This is a genomic window from Rhodobacter sp. SY28-1, from assembly GCF_005222785.1.
Classification (GTDB): domain Bacteria; phylum Pseudomonadota; class Alphaproteobacteria; order Rhodobacterales; family Rhodobacteraceae; genus Tabrizicola.
Map to the genome: position 1 here is coordinate 581,036 of NZ_STGH01000001.1, position 15,983 is coordinate 597,018.

Genomic DNA, 15,983 nt, shown 5'->3' on the forward strand with positions numbered 1-15,983 from the left:
GTGACGAAGTCCACGACGAGCGGACCCTCTACCGCAACGTCCCCCGCTCAACCACCTCGCAGGGAAACAGCCGCACCTCCGGCTCGCGGTCAGGCGTCCCGATTGTCGCCACCACCATCTCGATGGCTGCCGCGATGATCTCTGCCACCGGCTGGCGGATCGTCGTCAACGCGATCAGCTGCCAGCGCGCCATTTCCATGTCGTTCAGCCCGATCAGCCCGACATCCCCCGGCACCGACAGCCCCGCCCCGCGGATCGCGCTCAGCGCGCCCACCGCCAGCAGGTCATCACCGCAGAAATACGCTTCGGCCAACCCGTCCGCCAACAGGCGCTGCATCCGCTCCCGACCGGCGTCAAAGGTATAGTCGGCGGCATAGCTTACGGTGACGGCGATGTCCGGATGTTCCGCAAGCTTGCCCAGAAACCCTGCGGCCCGGTCCTGCGTCGACGTCGCTCCTCTCGGCCCGCCCAGAAACCCCACGCGCGCATAGCCCCGCGCGATCAGTTCCTCAGCCGCCATCCGCCCGCAGGCCACATTGTCGATCCCCACCACGGGCACATCCGGCGCGGCCGAGGCGCGGCCAAACGCATGCACCACCGGCAACCCGGCCGCCTTGAAGCTTTCCGCAAAGCTTGCCGGCAGGGTGGACGAGGCGACGATCACCCCATCCACCGAATATTGCCGCAGCATCCGCACTGTGGCCGCCGGGTCGGTCGCATCGGTCAGGTTCACCATCAGCGGCCGCAGACCCCGGTCCTGCAGCCCGCGGGTGAACAGGTCGAACACCTCCAGGATCAGCGGGTTATGGAAGTTGTTGACGACCAGCCCGATCAGCTTGGTCCGCCCCGTCGTCAGGCTGGATGCCAGCGCGTTCGGCGCATAGCCCAGGTCCGCCGCCGCCTGTTCCACCTTGGCCCGGGTCTTCGCAGACACCGAGGCACCATCCGTGAACGTGCGCGACACCGCCGACCGCGACACCCCGGCCCGTTCCGCCACCTCTTTCAGCGTCACTGCCATCGTCCGACCTTCGCCCCTGCCAGTGCACTATACACGAGGCAGGCCGTTGGGAAAACTCTCACCACCCATGCCCTGCCGCAGCCCGGTTCAGGCCCGGCGTTTGCCCATGCAGGACGGACTGCCATGACGGCCAGAACCCTCCCCAAGGCCCGGTGCTGACTGCCCAAGCCTTGTCAGACCGTCCTGATCGCGGCAGTCCCGCATCCCGACGCGGCACCTGCACTTTGGGAGGTCGCCTGGGGTACGACCCCGGAAACTCTGTTACGTCCGGACGGGAGCCCTCAAAGCCTCCGAACCGATTTCTCCGAAGAAATCGGCGCTTTGCACCAGCCGAACGCCCGGATATGACGACGCGGCAGCACGGGGACGACGCATGGACCATTTCCTCTACAAGAACGGCACCCTTCATGCCGAGGACGTCGCCATCCCCGACATCGCGGCCGAGGTCGGCACTCCGTTCTACGTCTATTCCACCGCCACCCTGACCCGGCACTACCGCCTGTTCACCGAGGCGCTCAGCCCGCTGCCCCACCTCGTCTGCTTCGCGATCAAGTCGCTGTCGAACGTCGCCGTCCTGAAGACGCTGGGCAACCTCGGCGCAGGGATGGATGTGGTTTCGGGCGGCGAATACCTGCGCGCCAAGGCCGCGGGCGTCCCCGGTGACCGCATCGTCTTTTCCGGCGTCGGCAAGACGCGCGAGGAAATGCGTCTGGCCCTGACCGGAGGCATCCGGCAGTTCAACGTGGAATCGGAACCCGAAATGCGGGCCTTGTCCGAAGTTGCGATGTCTTTGGGCGTCACTGCTCCAATCACCATCCGCGTCAACCCCGACGTGGATGCCCGGACGCACGAAAAGATCGCGACCGGCAAGAAGGAAAACAAGTTCGGCATCCCGATCGCCCGCGCCTCCGAAGTCTACGCCGAGGCCGCCCGCCTCCCCGGCCTGCAGGTTATCGGCATCGACGTCCATATCGGCTCCCAGCTGACCGAACTGGAACCCTTCGAACAGGCCTACCTCAAGGTCGCCGACCTCACCCGCCGCCTGCGTTCGGAAGGCCACACGATCACAAGACTCGACCTCGGCGGCGGTCTCGGCATCCCCTACCAGCGCTCGAACGAGGCCCCGCCGCTTCCCACCGACTACGGCGCCCTCATCAAGCGCACCGTGGGTGACCTTGGCTGCGAGATCGAAATCGAACCCGGCCGCCTGATCTCTGGCAACGCGGGACTGCTGGTGGCCAGCGTCATCTACGTCAAGAACGGCGAGGGCCGTGACTTCCTGATCCTCGACGCCGCGATGAATGACCTCGTCCGCCCCTCGATGTACGGCGCGCACCACGACATCGTCCCCGTCGCCGAGCCCCCCGTCGCCAGCCCAACGCAGGAATTCGACGTCGTCGGCCCGGTCTGCGAAACCGGCGACACGTTCGCCAAGGGCCGCGACCTGCCTCTCGTCGCCGAGGGCGACCTCGTCGCCTTCCGCAGCGCCGGGGCCTACGGGGCCGTCATGGCATCGGAATACAATACTCGCCCCCTGATCCCCGAGGTGCTAGTCAACGGGGATCACTTCGCTGTCATCCGGGCGCGTCCAAGCTTTGACGAAATCCTCAACCGCGATACCATCCCCCCATGGCTGTGACACTCCGTCCGGTCGCAGGCAGGTGAGATGACCGGACAGACGCCCCAACCCCCGCTGAAATCGCTGGTCTGGCCGATGCGCCTGACGCTCGCGGGGCTTTGGGCCGAACGCCTGGCCCGCGCCTTCTGGCCGCTTTGGTCGCTCGTCCTCGTCACGCTCGCCGCCCTTGCCTTCGGTATCCAGGACCTCGGCCCCCTCCACTACGCCCAAGCCGCCGGGGCCGTCATCGCCCTCGCCGCCCTCGCCCTTCTCGCCTGGGGCCTCAAGTCCTTCCGCAAACCCACCGCGATGGACGCGCTTGACCGGCTCGACAGCACGATGCCCGGCCGCCCCATCGCCGCGCTCCGCGACACTCAGGCCATCGGCACCAATGACCCCGCCTCGCTCGCCGTCTGGCAGGCCCACCAGGACCGCATGGCCCAACGCGCCGCTGGCGCAAGACCCGTCCAGCCCGACCTCCGCCTCTCCTCCCGCGACCGCTTCTCCCTGCGCTACGTCGCCCTCACCGCCTTTGTCATGGCTGCCCTCTTCGGGTCCTTCTGGCGCGCGGGCTCCGTCGCCGGCCTCACCCCCGGCGCAGCACTCGCCACCCCCGCCGGTCCGTCATGGGAGGCCTGGGCCCAGCCCCCCGCCTATACCGGCAAGCCGTCTCTCTACCTCAACGACATCACCGACCCCGCGCTGGAAGTTCCCACCGGCACCCGCCTGCAGATCCGCCTCTACGGCCCCGAAGGTGGCCTGACCGTCGCACAGACTGTCGCCGACATTCCCCCGCCCCCCGCCCCCGAACCCGGCGCGGAACCCACCCCTGCCGCCGCCGCCCCGAACGCGATGCAAGGCGTCCACGACCTGACCATCACCCGCTCGGGCGAGCTTGCCATCGAAGGCCCCGGCGGCCGCACCTGGCAGATCACCGCCATCCCTGACCGCGCCCCCACCATCGAAGTGACCGGCGAGATGACGCGCGAGGCCGACGGCCGCTTCAAGCAAGGCTTCAACGCCACCGACGACTACGGCGTCACCGCAGGTCGCGTCACCATTACCCTCGACCTGGCGAAAGTCGACCGCCGCCACGGCCTGACCGTTGACCCCGAAACCATCGAACCCGTCGTCCTCGACCTGCCGATGCCCCGCAAGGGCAGCCGGACCGAACTGACCTCCACTCTCGTCGACGACCTGTCGAAACATGTCTTCGCCAACCTCCCCGTGACCATGGTCTTTGCCGCCGTCGATGCGGGCGGCAACGAAGGCACCTCTGCCCCCTATGCCGTCATGCTCCACGGCAAGCGCTTCTTCGACCCCCTCGCCAACGCGCTGATCGAGATGCGCCGCGACATCCTGTGGAACCGGGTCAACGCCCCCCGCGCGGTCGAACTCCTCAAGGCCGTCACCAACCGCCCCGAAGGCTTCATCCGCCATGACCGCGCTTTCCTGCACCTGCGCGTCCTGATGCGCGACCTCGAGGCGAAAGAAGCCGCGCTCACCACTGAAGACCGCGACGCCCTTGCCGAAAAGCTGTGGAAGATCGCGCTCATGGTCGAAGAGGGCAACCTGCAGTCCGCGCTCGACCGCCTGCAGCGCGCCCAAGACCGCCTGCAGGAAGCGATCGAAAACGGCGCCTCGCCGGAAGAGATCGACCAGCTGATGAAGGAAATGCAGCAGGCGCTGAACGAATACATGCGCGAACTGGCCGAAGAGGCGCAGCGCAACCCCGGCGACCAGCAGCAATCGCAGATGATGCAGGGCCAGATGATGTCCGGCGACCAACTGCAGGAAATGCTCGACAAGCTGCAAGAGCTGATGGAGCAGGGCAAAACGGCTGAGGCCGCCGAACTGATGGAACAGCTCCGCCAGCTGATGGAAAACATGCAGGTGGTGCAGGGCCAGCAAGGGCAGGGCCAGGGCCAGAACGGCCCAATGGGCGACCTGGGAGAGACTCTGCGCGATCAGCAGGACCTGTCCGACGATGCTTTCCGTGACCTGCAGGGCGTGCCGCGCGACGGCGAACAGCAGGGCCAGGGCCAGGAACAACAGGGCCAGGAACCCGGCGATCAGCAGGGTCAAGGCCAGGAGCAAGGTCAGGACGGCCAGGGCCAGGGTCAGGACCAGCAGCAGGGCGACGGGCAAGGCGGCACGGACGACCGCAGCCTGACCGACCGCCAGCGCGAACTCCGCGAACGGCTGAACGAATTGCAGCAGGGCCAGTTGCCCGGCGATGGCACCGAACAGGGCGAAGAAGGCCGCCGCAACCTCGACCGCGCCGGTCGCGCGATGGAGGATGCCGAGGATGCCTTGCGCGATGGCGACCTTGACGGCGCGCTCGACCGTCAGGCCGAGGCGATGGAAGCCCTCCGCGACGGGATGCGCGACTTTGGCGAGGCACTGGCCAATGAACAGCGCGAAAACCGCGACAGCCAGGGTGGCGACCGTGACTTCGGCTCGGCCGATCCGCAGGGCACCGATCCGCTCGGCCGCCGCCCGGGCGAAACCGCGCGAATCGGCTCGGACGAAAACATGGTCCAGAACGACCCCGACGAACGCGCCCAGGAACTTCTGGACGAAATCCGCCGCCGCTCGGGTGAGCTTGCCCGCCCCCTGGAAGAGCTGGATTACCTCAAGCGCCTCTTGCAGATGTTCTGACCTGCGGGGGCTTCGCCCCCAGGTTGCTCAGGTCAGGAAACTGTGACCTGCCCACGATCCGAACCGGCGAAACTGCCCTTGCCAGCCGGTGCGCGGCGCGGCATTGCTGCGATGCGCCATTCGTTCGATTTCCCGGCGCTACCGCTTTCAAGTCAAAGTTTGGTCAACAATCAGGCCTAGTACTTCGCGTTGTGAGTGTCGTTTTTGGTAATAATTTGCAGGACGCAAGAATGGATTTTGGCAAGCTTCAGGCCACTGCCGTAGTTCGGAAGAACTCGATCCCGTTCGTCGAACAGATGTTCGCGCTTTACGCGGCGCGACGTCCGCTGGTGCTCGTGAACGGCACCTCCCAGGCCGACCAGCTGCCCGGGATCGAGATCGACCGCTGCATTGACCCCGGCGACCAGACCGGCTGGCTCACCGCCCAGCACCCGGTGATCCTCGACGACCTTCCCGCCCAGGTCAGCTATACCTCCGGGACCGAAGGCCTGCCCAAGGGCATCCTGCTGACCTACCGCAACCTTGGCTACACCACTGAACGCATCATTGACGTGATGCAGATGACGTCCGAGATCCGCGAATATGTCGGTGTCCCGGCCACCTTCAGCTTCGGCATGGCCCGTTTCCGCGCGGTCAGCGCCGTGGGCGGCCAGGCCTACATGCCGCCGCGCGGCTTCGACCCGATGGAATTGTCGCGGATGCTGAAGGCAGGCCAGGTCAACGCGCTCTCCGCCGTGCCGACGCTCCTACGCATCCTTCTGGCCGACCCCGCCATTATCGGCGACGCAGGCAAGGCGCTGCGCTGGCTGGAAATCGGCTCACAGGCGATGACGGCCGAGGAAAAGCGCCAGATCCGCGCGATGTTCCCCAAGGCCCGCATCGTGCAGCACTACGGCCTGACCGAAGCCTCGCGCTCGACCTTCCTGGTGATCTCTGACGCCACCGACGCCCAGCTCGACTCTGTTGGCCATCCGGTGGGGCAGGGCGAGGTCGCCCTTTCAGCCGATGGCCGCATCCGCATCCGTGGCCCGCAAGTCGCCCGTTCGAGAATCGACGCCGCGGGGCTGCATGACCTGACCGATGCCGACGGCTGGCTGCAGACCAACGACCTTGGCCATTTCTTGGACGGCCACCTCTACTTCGACGGCCGCGCCGATGACCTCATCAACTGCGGCGGCCAGAAGATCGTCCCCGACCAGCTGGAAGACCGCATCCGCGCCCGGCTGAAGCCGGGGCTTCAGATCGCCGTCGCCAAGGTCCCCGATGCCCAACGCGGCGACGGCGTGCTTGTCGCGCTGACCGGCAACCCCGACCAGTCCGCAAAGGTGAAAGAGGCCGCGACCGCCGCCCTCGCCGAAATGGGCATCTCCGCAGGCAACGCCCTGCACGTCATGGCGCTCGACACGCTCCCCGTGACCGGCACCGGCAAGGTCCAGCGCCGCGTCCTCGCCGAACAGTTCGCGCTGCGCAAAGTCACCGCCCCCCCGGCAACGGCCAAGGGCGAGATCACCGATGTCCGCTCGCTCTTCCAGCACGAATTCCCCGGCCAGCCCATCGACCAGGACGACACCTTCGAATCCCTCGGCGGCGACTCGCTCCACTACATCGCCTTCTCGCTCGCCTATGAATCCCGCTTCGGCCAGCTCCCCGACGACTGGGAAAAGCTCACCGTTGCCGCGCTGCAATCCCATGCCGAGGGCGGCAGCAAATCCACCTGGCGCCGCCTCGAAACCGTCACCCTCACTCGCGCCTTCTTCATGGTCTGCATCGTCGCCCTGCACACCGAGGCCTTCGTCTATTCCAACAACTGGGGTGCCGCCTACTTCCTCGTCATGCTCGCCGGCTATTCCGTCGCCCGCTTCCAGCTGCCCGAGATCCTCCGCTCCGGCAGCACGAAAACCCTCTGGGGCACCATCCGCTACGTTGCCATCCCCACGATCCTGATGGGCGTCTTCCTCGAACTCGTCACCCGCAAGTTCGAACTGCCCGAGCTTCTGCTCATCTCCAACTACTTCGACCCCAACACGATCAGCGGCTACACCTTCTACTTCGTCGAATTCTACATCCAGATCCTCATCCTCGCCGCGCTCCTCTTCTCCTTCGCCCCCGTCCGCCGCGCCTTCGCCGCCCGGCCCATGGCCAGCGCGGTCGCCTTCTTCGCCTTCACCGCCGCCCTCGACTACGTGATCGAGCTCAAGTGGACCGGCGACTACAACTTCGATCGCACCCCCTGGCACTACGGCTGGTGCTTCGCCCTCGGCATGGTCCTCGCCTCCGCCCGCGACCTGCCCTCGCGCCTCTTCGCGCTTGCCCTCTCGCTCGTCACCATCTTCGCCTACTGGCACTTCACCTCCGCCGCCTTCTACGTCGCCGGGGGGGTCGCCGCCGTCCTCTTCATCCGCACCCTCATCGTCCCGGCCCCGGTCAAGGTCCTCATCGCCGAAATCGCCGGCGCCTCGATGTTCATGTACCTGACGCACTACCAGATGATCTCGCTCGTCGACAAAGTCTTCGGCCAGCACATGCCCTGGCTCGCCCTTCTCCTGTCGATCATCACCGGCATCATCGGCGCCCACCTCTACGCCTGGGCCGAGAAGATGGTCCTCCAGCCCCGCCGCCAGACCGTTCCGGCCGAATAACCGCACGCCCCGCCAACCAGACGCTAACCCAAACCGCGTTCCCTCCTTGGCAAAGGAGCCCACGCGCATGTCCCCCCTCCACCACCTCCCCCTGACCGAAATCGCCCCCCACGCCCTCCTCCGCGACCGCACCGCGCTCGACCCCCAGGCCCTCCACCTCCTCCAGCACTCCATCGCGGCCGAGGGCCTCCGCACCCCCATCGAGGTCTGGCAGCTCTCCACCCCCCGCGACGGGCACCGCTACGGCCTCATCTCCGGCCTCCGCCGCCTCACCGCCTGCCGCGCGCTTGGCCACACGACGATCCCCGCCTTCCTCCGCGCCCCCCAGACCATCGCCCAGGCCCTCGCCCAGATGGTGACCGAGAACGAGATCCGCGAACCCGTCACCCCGTGGGAGAAGGCCACCCTCATCCTGAACGCCATCCATGAGGGCCACTTCGACACCCCCGACACCGCCATCGCCGCCCTCTTCCCCGCACTCCCCCGCACCACCCGCACCCGCATCCGCAACCATGTCAGCGTGGCCGAAGCCCTCGCCCCCCTCCTCACCGACCCCACGAGCCTCACCACCCGCCAACTCGACACCCTCGCCGCAGCCCTCCAGTCCGGGCACGAGGACCTCCTCACCGCCACTCTCCACCCCGTCATGGGTCAGGGGAGTGAGACCCAATGGTCCACCCTCCGCCCCGTCCTGCAGGATGTGCTGCGTGAGCCCACCAACCCCACCACCCGCCGCCCCCGGAGGCTCTTGAAGCTCCGCCAGGGCCTGACGATCACGCGAGAGGCCTGCCCGGGCGGCTACACCCTCCGCTTCACCGGAGCGCAGGCGAAATCCGGCCTGATCGACGACGTGCTGGACAAGGTGGAGGAATTGTTCGGGACCGCTTAGGGTGCAGACACATGTTCTGTGAAGATACGCTGTACAAGAGCAACACGCAGTTCAGCGCGCTGCGGCTTATTGGGCGTTACTCCGTCCTCGGAACGGAAGGAAATGTGCACATGATGAAGGCCTTCTCTTGGCGCATGCGCGATAGAGAAACCGAACCCCGCTGCACTTCTGAACTCTCGGATATCCCTCGCTCTTGCATTTAGGAATCCAATGTAATTCCGCACTCTGCCTTCGGCTCTTGACGCTGCTTCCATGCGCTTTCCGAGCCAATGGATACACTCGGCATTTGGCGCGAAACGATCCCAAAAAATCGAATCCGGCTCTAGTTTCGGAAACTCAAATACTGCATCAACCTTGATGCCCTCCATCGAGTCACCCATGCGCGGAGCAAACGCAATCCGAGAAAGCTTCGCATCGTCGCTTATTGCAAGCTCAAGCCCGAGGCCTGACGCTGCGCGTCCTAACAGATCACAGAGAAAAAATCGCAGCGTGCTCAATGGAAGGGATTCTCTTGAGGACAGACTCTGGGATTACTGAAGCAGTTACTTTCTCGCTTGGATAGTACACAGCGTCTGTACGGCCTGGATGTGCAATACTGTGAAGCGTGTCCTCTTCAACAGAGATCAACATTACAGCCGGATTACCCCAAATAAGTATAAGGTCCCCTTCGGTGTCCTCCATCAGCTTCGGAGCAATGTGATTCCGCCGAAGACTTTCGACAAGCGAAATCGCGGTCTGGCGCGTTTTTTCTCTTATCTCCAAAGACTTCGGGTCTGCAAGAACCTCAAGTACACTATCCTTTGCTTTGCTTTCTGCTTCAATAGCAATAGTGGGCGAAACTACTCCAGAACGCAGTGGAACAGTCCAAACGACATTGCACTCGTGATGCGTTCCCGCTGACGCGGGAACACCCACCGGAGCCTTTTTGGGAACTTTAACGTGCGACACGAGTTCGTTCGTAACACGATAATAATCTGAACCCCAAGCCGGACTTCTTGCAATAGCGGTCATTTCTTTCTACCCCAAACATCGTTCTGCACTCTAGAATCAGTAACATCTGCGAAGCCGCAAACTATCTGCTTATGTGCAGTGTCAAACCAAGCAAACCCCTTGCGAAGCGTATTTTCAGCTTCTGTTAACGAGTTGCTCTTAGCGGTCAATGTCAGCTGGATGACTACCTCATCAGGATTCTGTGTCTTGCGTCCAGACTTCGCTTCAACCACCATTTGACCTGATTGATGCGGCATATCGTAAACCGAAGCCCAAGAGAAATCCTTTGGACTGGGCAGAAACCGATCATGCTCATGGCATCTGCGATGGTCCACCAAGACGTCGCCAAGCGCAGCAGATTTTTCCCAGAATGCAGGTTTCTCGAGCATATTGATATAAGTAAGCTCAAATTGACCTGCTAGTAGACTCTTTGAAAGGCCTTCCTCAATTAGGAAAGCTTCAAATAAATCTACCACTTCAGAGAACTCCGCGAAGAGGTTCGTATACTCTGGATAGGGTGAGGTATCACCCGCTAGCCGACGCCAGTTGTAGTACAGCCGATCATGCTGCAACTGAATCAATCGCCGACCGTCCCGCGATATAAACCACACTCTAGACAGGTGCGCGGAAGGGTCTAGCGTGTCACCAAGCGAAACTAATGGCGGTTGATCTTCGCTGCTCGGGAACTTCTCGCGGACTCTGCTCCAGAAAGCACCAAAATGGGCAGTCAAAAGGCGAGTGGGACGCTCGAGTAGGAAACCGAAAACCACCTCGCTTACAGGTGGCGAGGTGTAGTCGATCTCTTTCTGTGGCATGTATGCTTTGTCCTGGCGGCCTGACAACACAGAGGTTGCATCGAACTGCGAATCAGAGATTCGCATATAGAGTCAACCACGTCCAGTACAAGAGAACCGATAGCGCTTACTCAATTAGTGAGAAGGCGAACTCTGCGTTCACGCAGTATTAGGCAACCTCTTAACAAACCCCTAACGTCCGCGACCATCCCTTTGTAATCAAAGCGGAATCCGGAAATGTCCACCGTGGACACCCCTCACCAGTGAGGCGGGCGGACGTTCGCTTCCGGGGCCTCCCCCCGCAGGGCCTCCTCCTCCGCGGCCCGCTCCATCAGAAGCCGAACCCGCCGCTCCAGCCCCGCGATCTCGGTCGCCTGCCGGGCCACCACATCCGACAGGTCCTCCACCGCCCGGATCAGGTGGGCCACCTTCTCTTCCAGATCGACCGACCCCATCCTGTCCCCCGCTTGCCGCCTCTCCCCCCATCCGATACACGGACGGCGATCAAAAGCGAAGGTCCGACCATGGCCGACAAGCCCCCCCGCCGCCCCCGCGCCGAGACCCCGAAGGGATTCCGCGACTACTTCGGGGCCGAGGTCACCGAACGGAAAGCCATGCTCGACCGCATCGCCGGGGTCTACCACCGGTACGGGTTCGACCCGCTGGAAACCTCTGCCGTCGAGACGGTGGAGGCCCTCGGCAAGTTCCTCCCCGACGTCGACCGCCCCAACGAGGGCGTCTTCGCCTGGCAGGATGAGGACGCCGACTGGCTGGCCCTGCGGTACGACCTCACCGCCCCCCTCGCCCGCGTCGCCGCCCAGTACCGCAACGACCTCCCCTCCCCCTACCGCCGCTACGCGATGGGCCCCGTCTGGCGGAACGAGAAACCGGGTCCGGGCCGCTTCCGCCAGTTCTACCAGTGCGACGCCGACACGGTCGGCTCCGCCTCGGTCGCAGCCGACGCCGAAATCTGCGCCATGCTCGCCGACACCCTGGAAGAGGTCGGCATCCCCCGCGGCGACTACGTGGTGAAGGTGAACAACCGGAAGGTCCTGAACGGCGTGATGGAAGTCGCGGGCCTTGCTGGCGACGACAAGGAAACCGAACGCGGCATCGTTCTGAGGGCCATCGACAAGATCGACCGCCTGGGGCCGGACGGAGTCCGGGCGCTGCTGGGTGAAGGCCGCAAGGACGAGAGCGGGGATTTCACCAAGGGGGCGGGGCTGTCGGCGGAACAAGCCGAAGTCGTGATGGGCTTCACCACCGCCAAGCGCGAAGCCGGAGCCGCGACAGTCGCACGGCTGCGGGAGTTGGTGGGCGGATCGTCGATCGGGGTCGAGGGGGTTGACGAACTGGAGGCCATCGCGGCCCTTCTGGAAGCGCAGGGGTATGGACCGGACCGGATCGTCCTGGACCCGGGCGTCGTCCGGGGCCTCGGCTACTATACCGGGCCGGTCTACGAGGCGGAGCTGACATTCCAGATTACCGACGAGAAGGGCCGTCCGCGGAACTTCGGCTCGGTTGCCGGAGGCGGACGCTACGATGGCCTGGTGAAGCGGTTTACCGGGCAGGACGTGCCGGCGACGGGGGTTTCCATTGGGGTGGACCGGCTGCTGGCCGCCTTGCGGGCCAAGGGGCGGATCGAGACCGAGGCGGCTGGGCCGTTGGTCGTGACGGTGATGGATCGCGACCGGATGGCCGACTACATGGCGATGGTCGGGGAACTCCGGTCGGCTGGTATCCGTGCCGAGGTCTATCTCGGCAATCCGAAGAACTTCGGCAACCAGCTCAAGTATGCCGACAAGCGCCAGTCGCCCATCGCCGTGATCCAGGGCGGAAACGAAGCCGAGAAGGGAACCGTTATCCTCAAGGACCTGATCCTCGGCGCCAAGATCGCCGAAAGTGCGACGCTGGAGGAATGGAAAGACCGTCCTGCCCAGGTCGAAGTGCCTCGAGGCGATCTGGTCGTTGCGGTCAGAAAGATGCTGGGCCAATGACGTCCAAGGCCGCGGTCCGGGCAGAGGGGGAGCGGCTCCTCGCAGCCTTCGTTGCAGCGGGCGCGGTGCCGGTCGAGGCCGATATCTTGCAGCCGGCGGGTACTTTGCTGGACCTCTACGGCGAGGATATCCGCGCGCGGGCTTATGTGACGGATGACCCAGTGCGCGGCGAGATGATGCTGCGGCCGGATTTCACTGTTCCGGTCGTGCAGGCGCACATGGCGCATGGGGCGGAACCGGCGCGCTATGCCTATCTTGGCGAGGTGTTCCGCAAGCAGGCAAGGGGGTCAGAAGGGACCAGCGAGTATCTGCAGGTCGGCTATGAGGTCTTTGACCGATCGTCGCCCGAGGAAGCGGATGCCGAGGTCTTCGCGCTGTTCCGCGATCTCCTGGTAGGGCTGGGTCTGCGCCCCGTGACCGGGGACATCGGTATCCTGATGGCCGCAGTCCGCGGGCTGGAGACGACCGAACGCCGCAAGGCGGCCCTACTCCGGCATGTCTGGAGGCCGGTGCGGTTCAAGGCGCTTCTTGACCGGTTTTCCGGTCGGGCTCCGGTTCCAGCTGGGCGGATGGCGCTTTTGCAGCGGTTGAAGGCGGGGTCTCCGATCGCCTTGATCGAGGACGCGGGGACCTTCGTGGGCCTTCGGACCGCTGACGAGATCGCGGCGCGGGCCGAGGCGCTGGTGGCCGATGCGGGAACACCACCGATCAAGGCGACCGAGGCGGCGCTGCTGTATGATCTGCTGTCGCTGGAGGCCCCGGCGGCGCATGCGCTAAGCCACCTGCGCGGGATCACCCCGATGCTACCTGCCATCGGCCCGGCGGTGGACCGCTTTGCCGCGCGGCTGGACGCGCTGGTCGCAAAGGGTGTGGACGTGGCGGCGCTAGCGTTCGAGGCAAGCCACGGGCGGACGGCGCTGGAATATTACGACGGGTTTGTCTTCAGCTTCGTCAAGGACGGGATGCCCCCAGTCGCGTCGGGCGGGCGGTATGATGCCTTGACGGCGGTCCTGGGGGCAGGGGCTTTCATCCCTGCGGTCGGCGGGGTCATCCAGCCCGGTCTGGTCGCGCAGTTGAAGGGGGCATCGGCATGATCCGCCTGGGCGTGCCGTCAAAGGGACGGCTGATGCAGGACTGCTTTGACTGGTTCGGCGCGCGCGGCGTGATGATGAAGCGCACGGGGTCGGACCGGGAATACTCCGGGGTGGTCGAGGGGGTCGAGGGCGTAGTCCCGGTGCTGCTGTCCGCCGGAGAGATCCCGCGCGAGCTGGCGGCGGGGCGGATCCATCTGGGGGTCACGGGGTCGGACCTCGTGCGGGAACAGCTGGGCGAGGATGAGGTGGCGGAGGTCGCAAAGCTGGGCTTCGGTCACGCTGATCTGGTGATCGCGGTGCCTGCGGTCTGGATCGATGTCGAGACGGTGGACGACCTGGACGCGGCGGCGGCGGGGTTCCGCAAGGCACATGGGCATCGTTTGCGGATCGCGACCAAGTATCACCGGCTGGTGCGGGATTTCCTGCAATCCCAGGGGGTTGCGGACTATCAGCTGGTCGACAGCCAGGGGGCGACCGAGGGCACGGTGAAGAACGGGACCGCCGAGGCCATCGCGGACATCACTTCGTCGGGCGAGACTTTGCGGGCGAACCATCTGCGCATCCTGTCGGATGGGCTGATCCATTCAAGCCAGGCGGCGCTGTGGGCTTCGCGCGTGGCAGAGTGGTCTTCGGCGGACCTTGCGGCCTATGCCGGTCTCGCGGCGAAGCTTGGGGTTGCGGCGCGGCCCTTCTGAGTGCTCGTCGTAGACTTCGTCACTCCTCGCTGGCCCCTGCGACGAGGAGACGAAGTCAAACGAGGAGCTACCTGCGGGCCAGCATGACCCCGATCCCCGCCAGCGCCATCCCGGCCCAGGCGAGCGGGGGCATCGCCTCTCCCAGGAGCGGCCAGGCGAAAAGCGCCGACAGCGGCGGGACGAGGTAGAAGAGGGCCGACACCCGGGCGACCTCTCCGGCGCGGATCATCGCCAGCAGGAGGGTGATCGAGATCAGCGAATTGCCGATCACCAGATAGGCGAGGGTGGCCCAAAGCGCGGGCGTCCAGTCGGCCTGCATCCCTTCGGTCGCAAGTGCGAGCGGCAGGGTGAATACCGCGCCGACGGCGTATTGGATCAGGTTCGCGGGGACTGGGTGGGTCGTCGCGCCGAAGCGCTTTTCATAAAGCGTGGCGGCAGTGATGCCGATCAGGCCGCCGACCGCAGCGAGAAGGCCGAGAGTTGGTTCGTGCGCGATGCCGGACCGGGCAAGGATCACCGTCACGGCCCCGCCAAGGCCAAGGGCAAGGCCGATCCAGCGCAGGCGGCCAACACGCTCGCCGACCAACCAGGGCGCGATCAGGCTGACAAGGATGGGTTGCAGGCAGACGATGATCGCGACGCCCCCCGCCGAGACGCCGGACTTGAAGGCGATGTAACAGAGGCCGAAATAGGCCACCTGGATCAGGAAGCCGGTGACCGCGATGTCCCAGGCGGCGCGGCCTGTCGGGAATTGCGGCTTCAGAACCGGGATCAGAGGGAGAAGGACGAGCACCGCGATGGAGTAGCGCAGGGCGAGCAGCGTGAAGGGGCCGGCGTGCTGAAGCCCGATCTTGGCGATGGCAAAGCCTGCAGACCAGAGGAGCAGGAAGATGAACGGCGCGGCGAGGAGGATCGGACGGGACATGGTGTCCGTTCATGGCGGGTTTTGCGCGCGGGGGCCAGAGGGTGGTGCTGGTTGGTCTTTTGGAGCGAGGAGTATCTCACCCCTCGCGCTCCCCGTGGATGATTTGAGAATAGAACAATGAAAATTTTGGTCGAACTGTCAGTGTTCAGTGCAGGCCAAGCTCGGCCAGTGCCTGCGCCAGTTTTGGTGGCAAGGGATCATCCTTCGCTCGGCCCTTTGGCAGGTCGCGGGGGGCCTCCTTGGGGTCGAGGTAGCGCCAGCCCTGGAACGGGCGGCGTGGGGCGGCTTCGGTGCGGATGACCTCCTGGTCGAGGATCAGGGCACAGCGCGGGATGCCGTCGCCGAGGTTCACCTCCTGCAGGTCGGTGATGCGCTGGCGGCAGAGGATCACGCCCTTGATGACCCAGTAGAGCGAACCTTCAAGGACATCTGCCTCGCGCTTCGGCCACATCCGGGTGACATGGATCGCCTTTCCCTCGGGCCAGTGGGGGCGTTGCTGGCGCTGCCAGTCGAGGAGGTCCTCGACCGAGTCAGCGCCGACACAGAGTTTCAGGAGATGGATCATGGAGCCGATCATAGGGCCTGCCGCCGGGGCTTCAAGTTGACCCGAGGGGGTCGGGGGCGTATCTTGGGCCTTCCGCCGAACTTATCCACAACACACAG

Annotated in this window: 14 protein-coding genes; 7 read left to right on the forward strand and 7 right to left on the reverse strand. The window is 64.9% G+C overall.

All coding sequences use genetic code 11. The features are described from left to right. Nucleotides 1-28: 28 nt before the first annotated feature. Nucleotides 29-1,018, reverse strand: a complete 990-nt coding sequence (locus tag E8M84_RS02915; RefSeq protein ID WP_137109672.1) for a LacI family DNA-binding transcriptional regulator — start codon at nucleotides 1,016-1,018, stop codon at nucleotides 29-31. A gap of 373 nt (nucleotides 1,019-1,391) precedes the next feature. Here E8M84_RS02915 and lysA point away from each other — a divergent pair, with 373 nt between their 5' ends. The 4 genes from lysA to E8M84_RS02935 all read left to right on the forward strand — a co-directional run bounded on the left by lysA (nucleotide 1,392) and on the right by E8M84_RS02935 (nucleotide 8,825). Further along, a complete protein-coding gene (gene lysA, locus E8M84_RS02920) occupies nucleotides 1,392-2,657 on the forward strand; it encodes a diaminopimelate decarboxylase (protein ID WP_137109673.1) in 1,266 nt (421 codons plus the stop codon). A gap of 27 nt (nucleotides 2,658-2,684) precedes the next feature. After that, nucleotides 2,685-5,297, forward strand: a complete 2,613-nt coding sequence (locus E8M84_RS02925; RefSeq protein ID WP_137109674.1) for a TIGR02302 family protein — start codon at nucleotides 2,685-2,687, stop codon at nucleotides 5,295-5,297. 230 nt (nucleotides 5,298-5,527) lie between these two features. After that, on the forward strand, nucleotides 5,528-7,936 hold the full coding sequence (locus E8M84_RS02930; protein WP_137109675.1) for an AMP-binding protein: 2,409 nt from the start codon (nucleotides 5,528-5,530) through the stop codon (nucleotides 7,934-7,936). Between the two features lie 67 nt (nucleotides 7,937-8,003). Then, the gene (locus E8M84_RS02935; RefSeq protein ID WP_137109676.1) at nucleotides 8,004-8,825 is read left to right on the forward strand and encodes a ParB N-terminal domain-containing protein; all 822 of its coding nucleotides are present in this window, start codon (nucleotides 8,004-8,006) and stop codon (nucleotides 8,823-8,825) included. Here E8M84_RS02935 and E8M84_RS02940 read toward each other — a convergent pair. The 4 genes from E8M84_RS02940 to E8M84_RS02955 form a co-directional block, all read right to left on the reverse strand. Then, nucleotides 8,822-9,205, reverse strand: a complete 384-nt coding sequence (locus tag E8M84_RS02940; protein ID WP_137109677.1) for a hypothetical protein — start codon at nucleotides 9,203-9,205, stop codon at nucleotides 8,822-8,824. The two genes, E8M84_RS02935 and E8M84_RS02940, sit on opposite strands and share 4 nt — an antisense overlap. Nucleotides 9,206-9,293: 88 nt before the next feature. Beyond that, nucleotides 9,294-9,836 carry a hypothetical protein gene (locus tag E8M84_RS02945; RefSeq protein ID WP_137109678.1) on the reverse strand — a complete coding sequence of 181 codons (543 nt, stop codon included), beginning with the start codon at nucleotides 9,834-9,836 and terminating at the stop codon, nucleotides 9,294-9,296. Further along, the gene (locus E8M84_RS02950; RefSeq protein ID WP_170971832.1) at nucleotides 9,833-10,630 is read right to left on the reverse strand and encodes a TIGR04255 family protein; all 798 of its coding nucleotides are present in this window, start codon (nucleotides 10,628-10,630) and stop codon (nucleotides 9,833-9,835) included. Before E8M84_RS02950 ends, E8M84_RS02945 begins: the two co-directional genes overlap by 4 nt. Nucleotides 10,631-10,866: 236 nt before the next feature. Beyond that, on the reverse strand, nucleotides 10,867-11,064 hold the full coding sequence (locus E8M84_RS02955) for a SlyX family protein (RefSeq protein WP_137109680.1): 198 nt from the start codon (nucleotides 11,062-11,064) through the stop codon (nucleotides 10,867-10,869). Nucleotides 11,065-11,133: 69 nt separating this feature from the next. Between E8M84_RS02955 and hisS the strand changes: the two genes are divergently transcribed. The 3 genes from hisS to hisG are packed head-to-tail and all read left to right on the forward strand — an operon-like array spanning nucleotide 11,134 to nucleotide 14,395. Next, nucleotides 11,134-12,606, forward strand: a complete 1,473-nt coding sequence (gene hisS / locus E8M84_RS02960) for a histidine--tRNA ligase (protein ID WP_137109681.1) — start codon at nucleotides 11,134-11,136, stop codon at nucleotides 12,604-12,606. Next, the gene (locus E8M84_RS02965; RefSeq protein ID WP_137109682.1) at nucleotides 12,603-13,700 is read left to right on the forward strand and encodes an ATP phosphoribosyltransferase regulatory subunit; all 1,098 of its coding nucleotides are present in this window, start codon (nucleotides 12,603-12,605) and stop codon (nucleotides 13,698-13,700) included. Before hisS ends, E8M84_RS02965 begins: the two co-directional genes overlap by 4 nt. Then, entirely contained in the window at nucleotides 13,697-14,395 is a 699-nt protein-coding gene (gene hisG, locus E8M84_RS02970) for an ATP phosphoribosyltransferase (protein ID WP_137109683.1), read from the forward strand. Before E8M84_RS02965 ends, hisG begins: the two co-directional genes overlap by 4 nt. A gap of 67 nt (nucleotides 14,396-14,462) precedes the next feature. Here the strand turns inward: hisG and E8M84_RS02975 are convergent, their stop codons facing one another. Together E8M84_RS02975 and E8M84_RS02980 are read right to left on the reverse strand one after the other, a co-directional pair. Further along, on the reverse strand, nucleotides 14,463-15,320 hold the full coding sequence (locus E8M84_RS02975; RefSeq protein WP_137109684.1) for a DMT family transporter: 858 nt from the start codon (nucleotides 15,318-15,320) through the stop codon (nucleotides 14,463-14,465). Between the two features lie 145 nt (nucleotides 15,321-15,465). Beyond that, nucleotides 15,466-15,894 (reverse strand): DUF1489 family protein, encoded by a 429-nt coding sequence (locus tag E8M84_RS02980; protein WP_137110810.1) that lies wholly within the window; start codon nucleotides 15,892-15,894, stop codon nucleotides 15,466-15,468. Nucleotides 15,895-15,983: the final 89 nt, after the last annotated feature.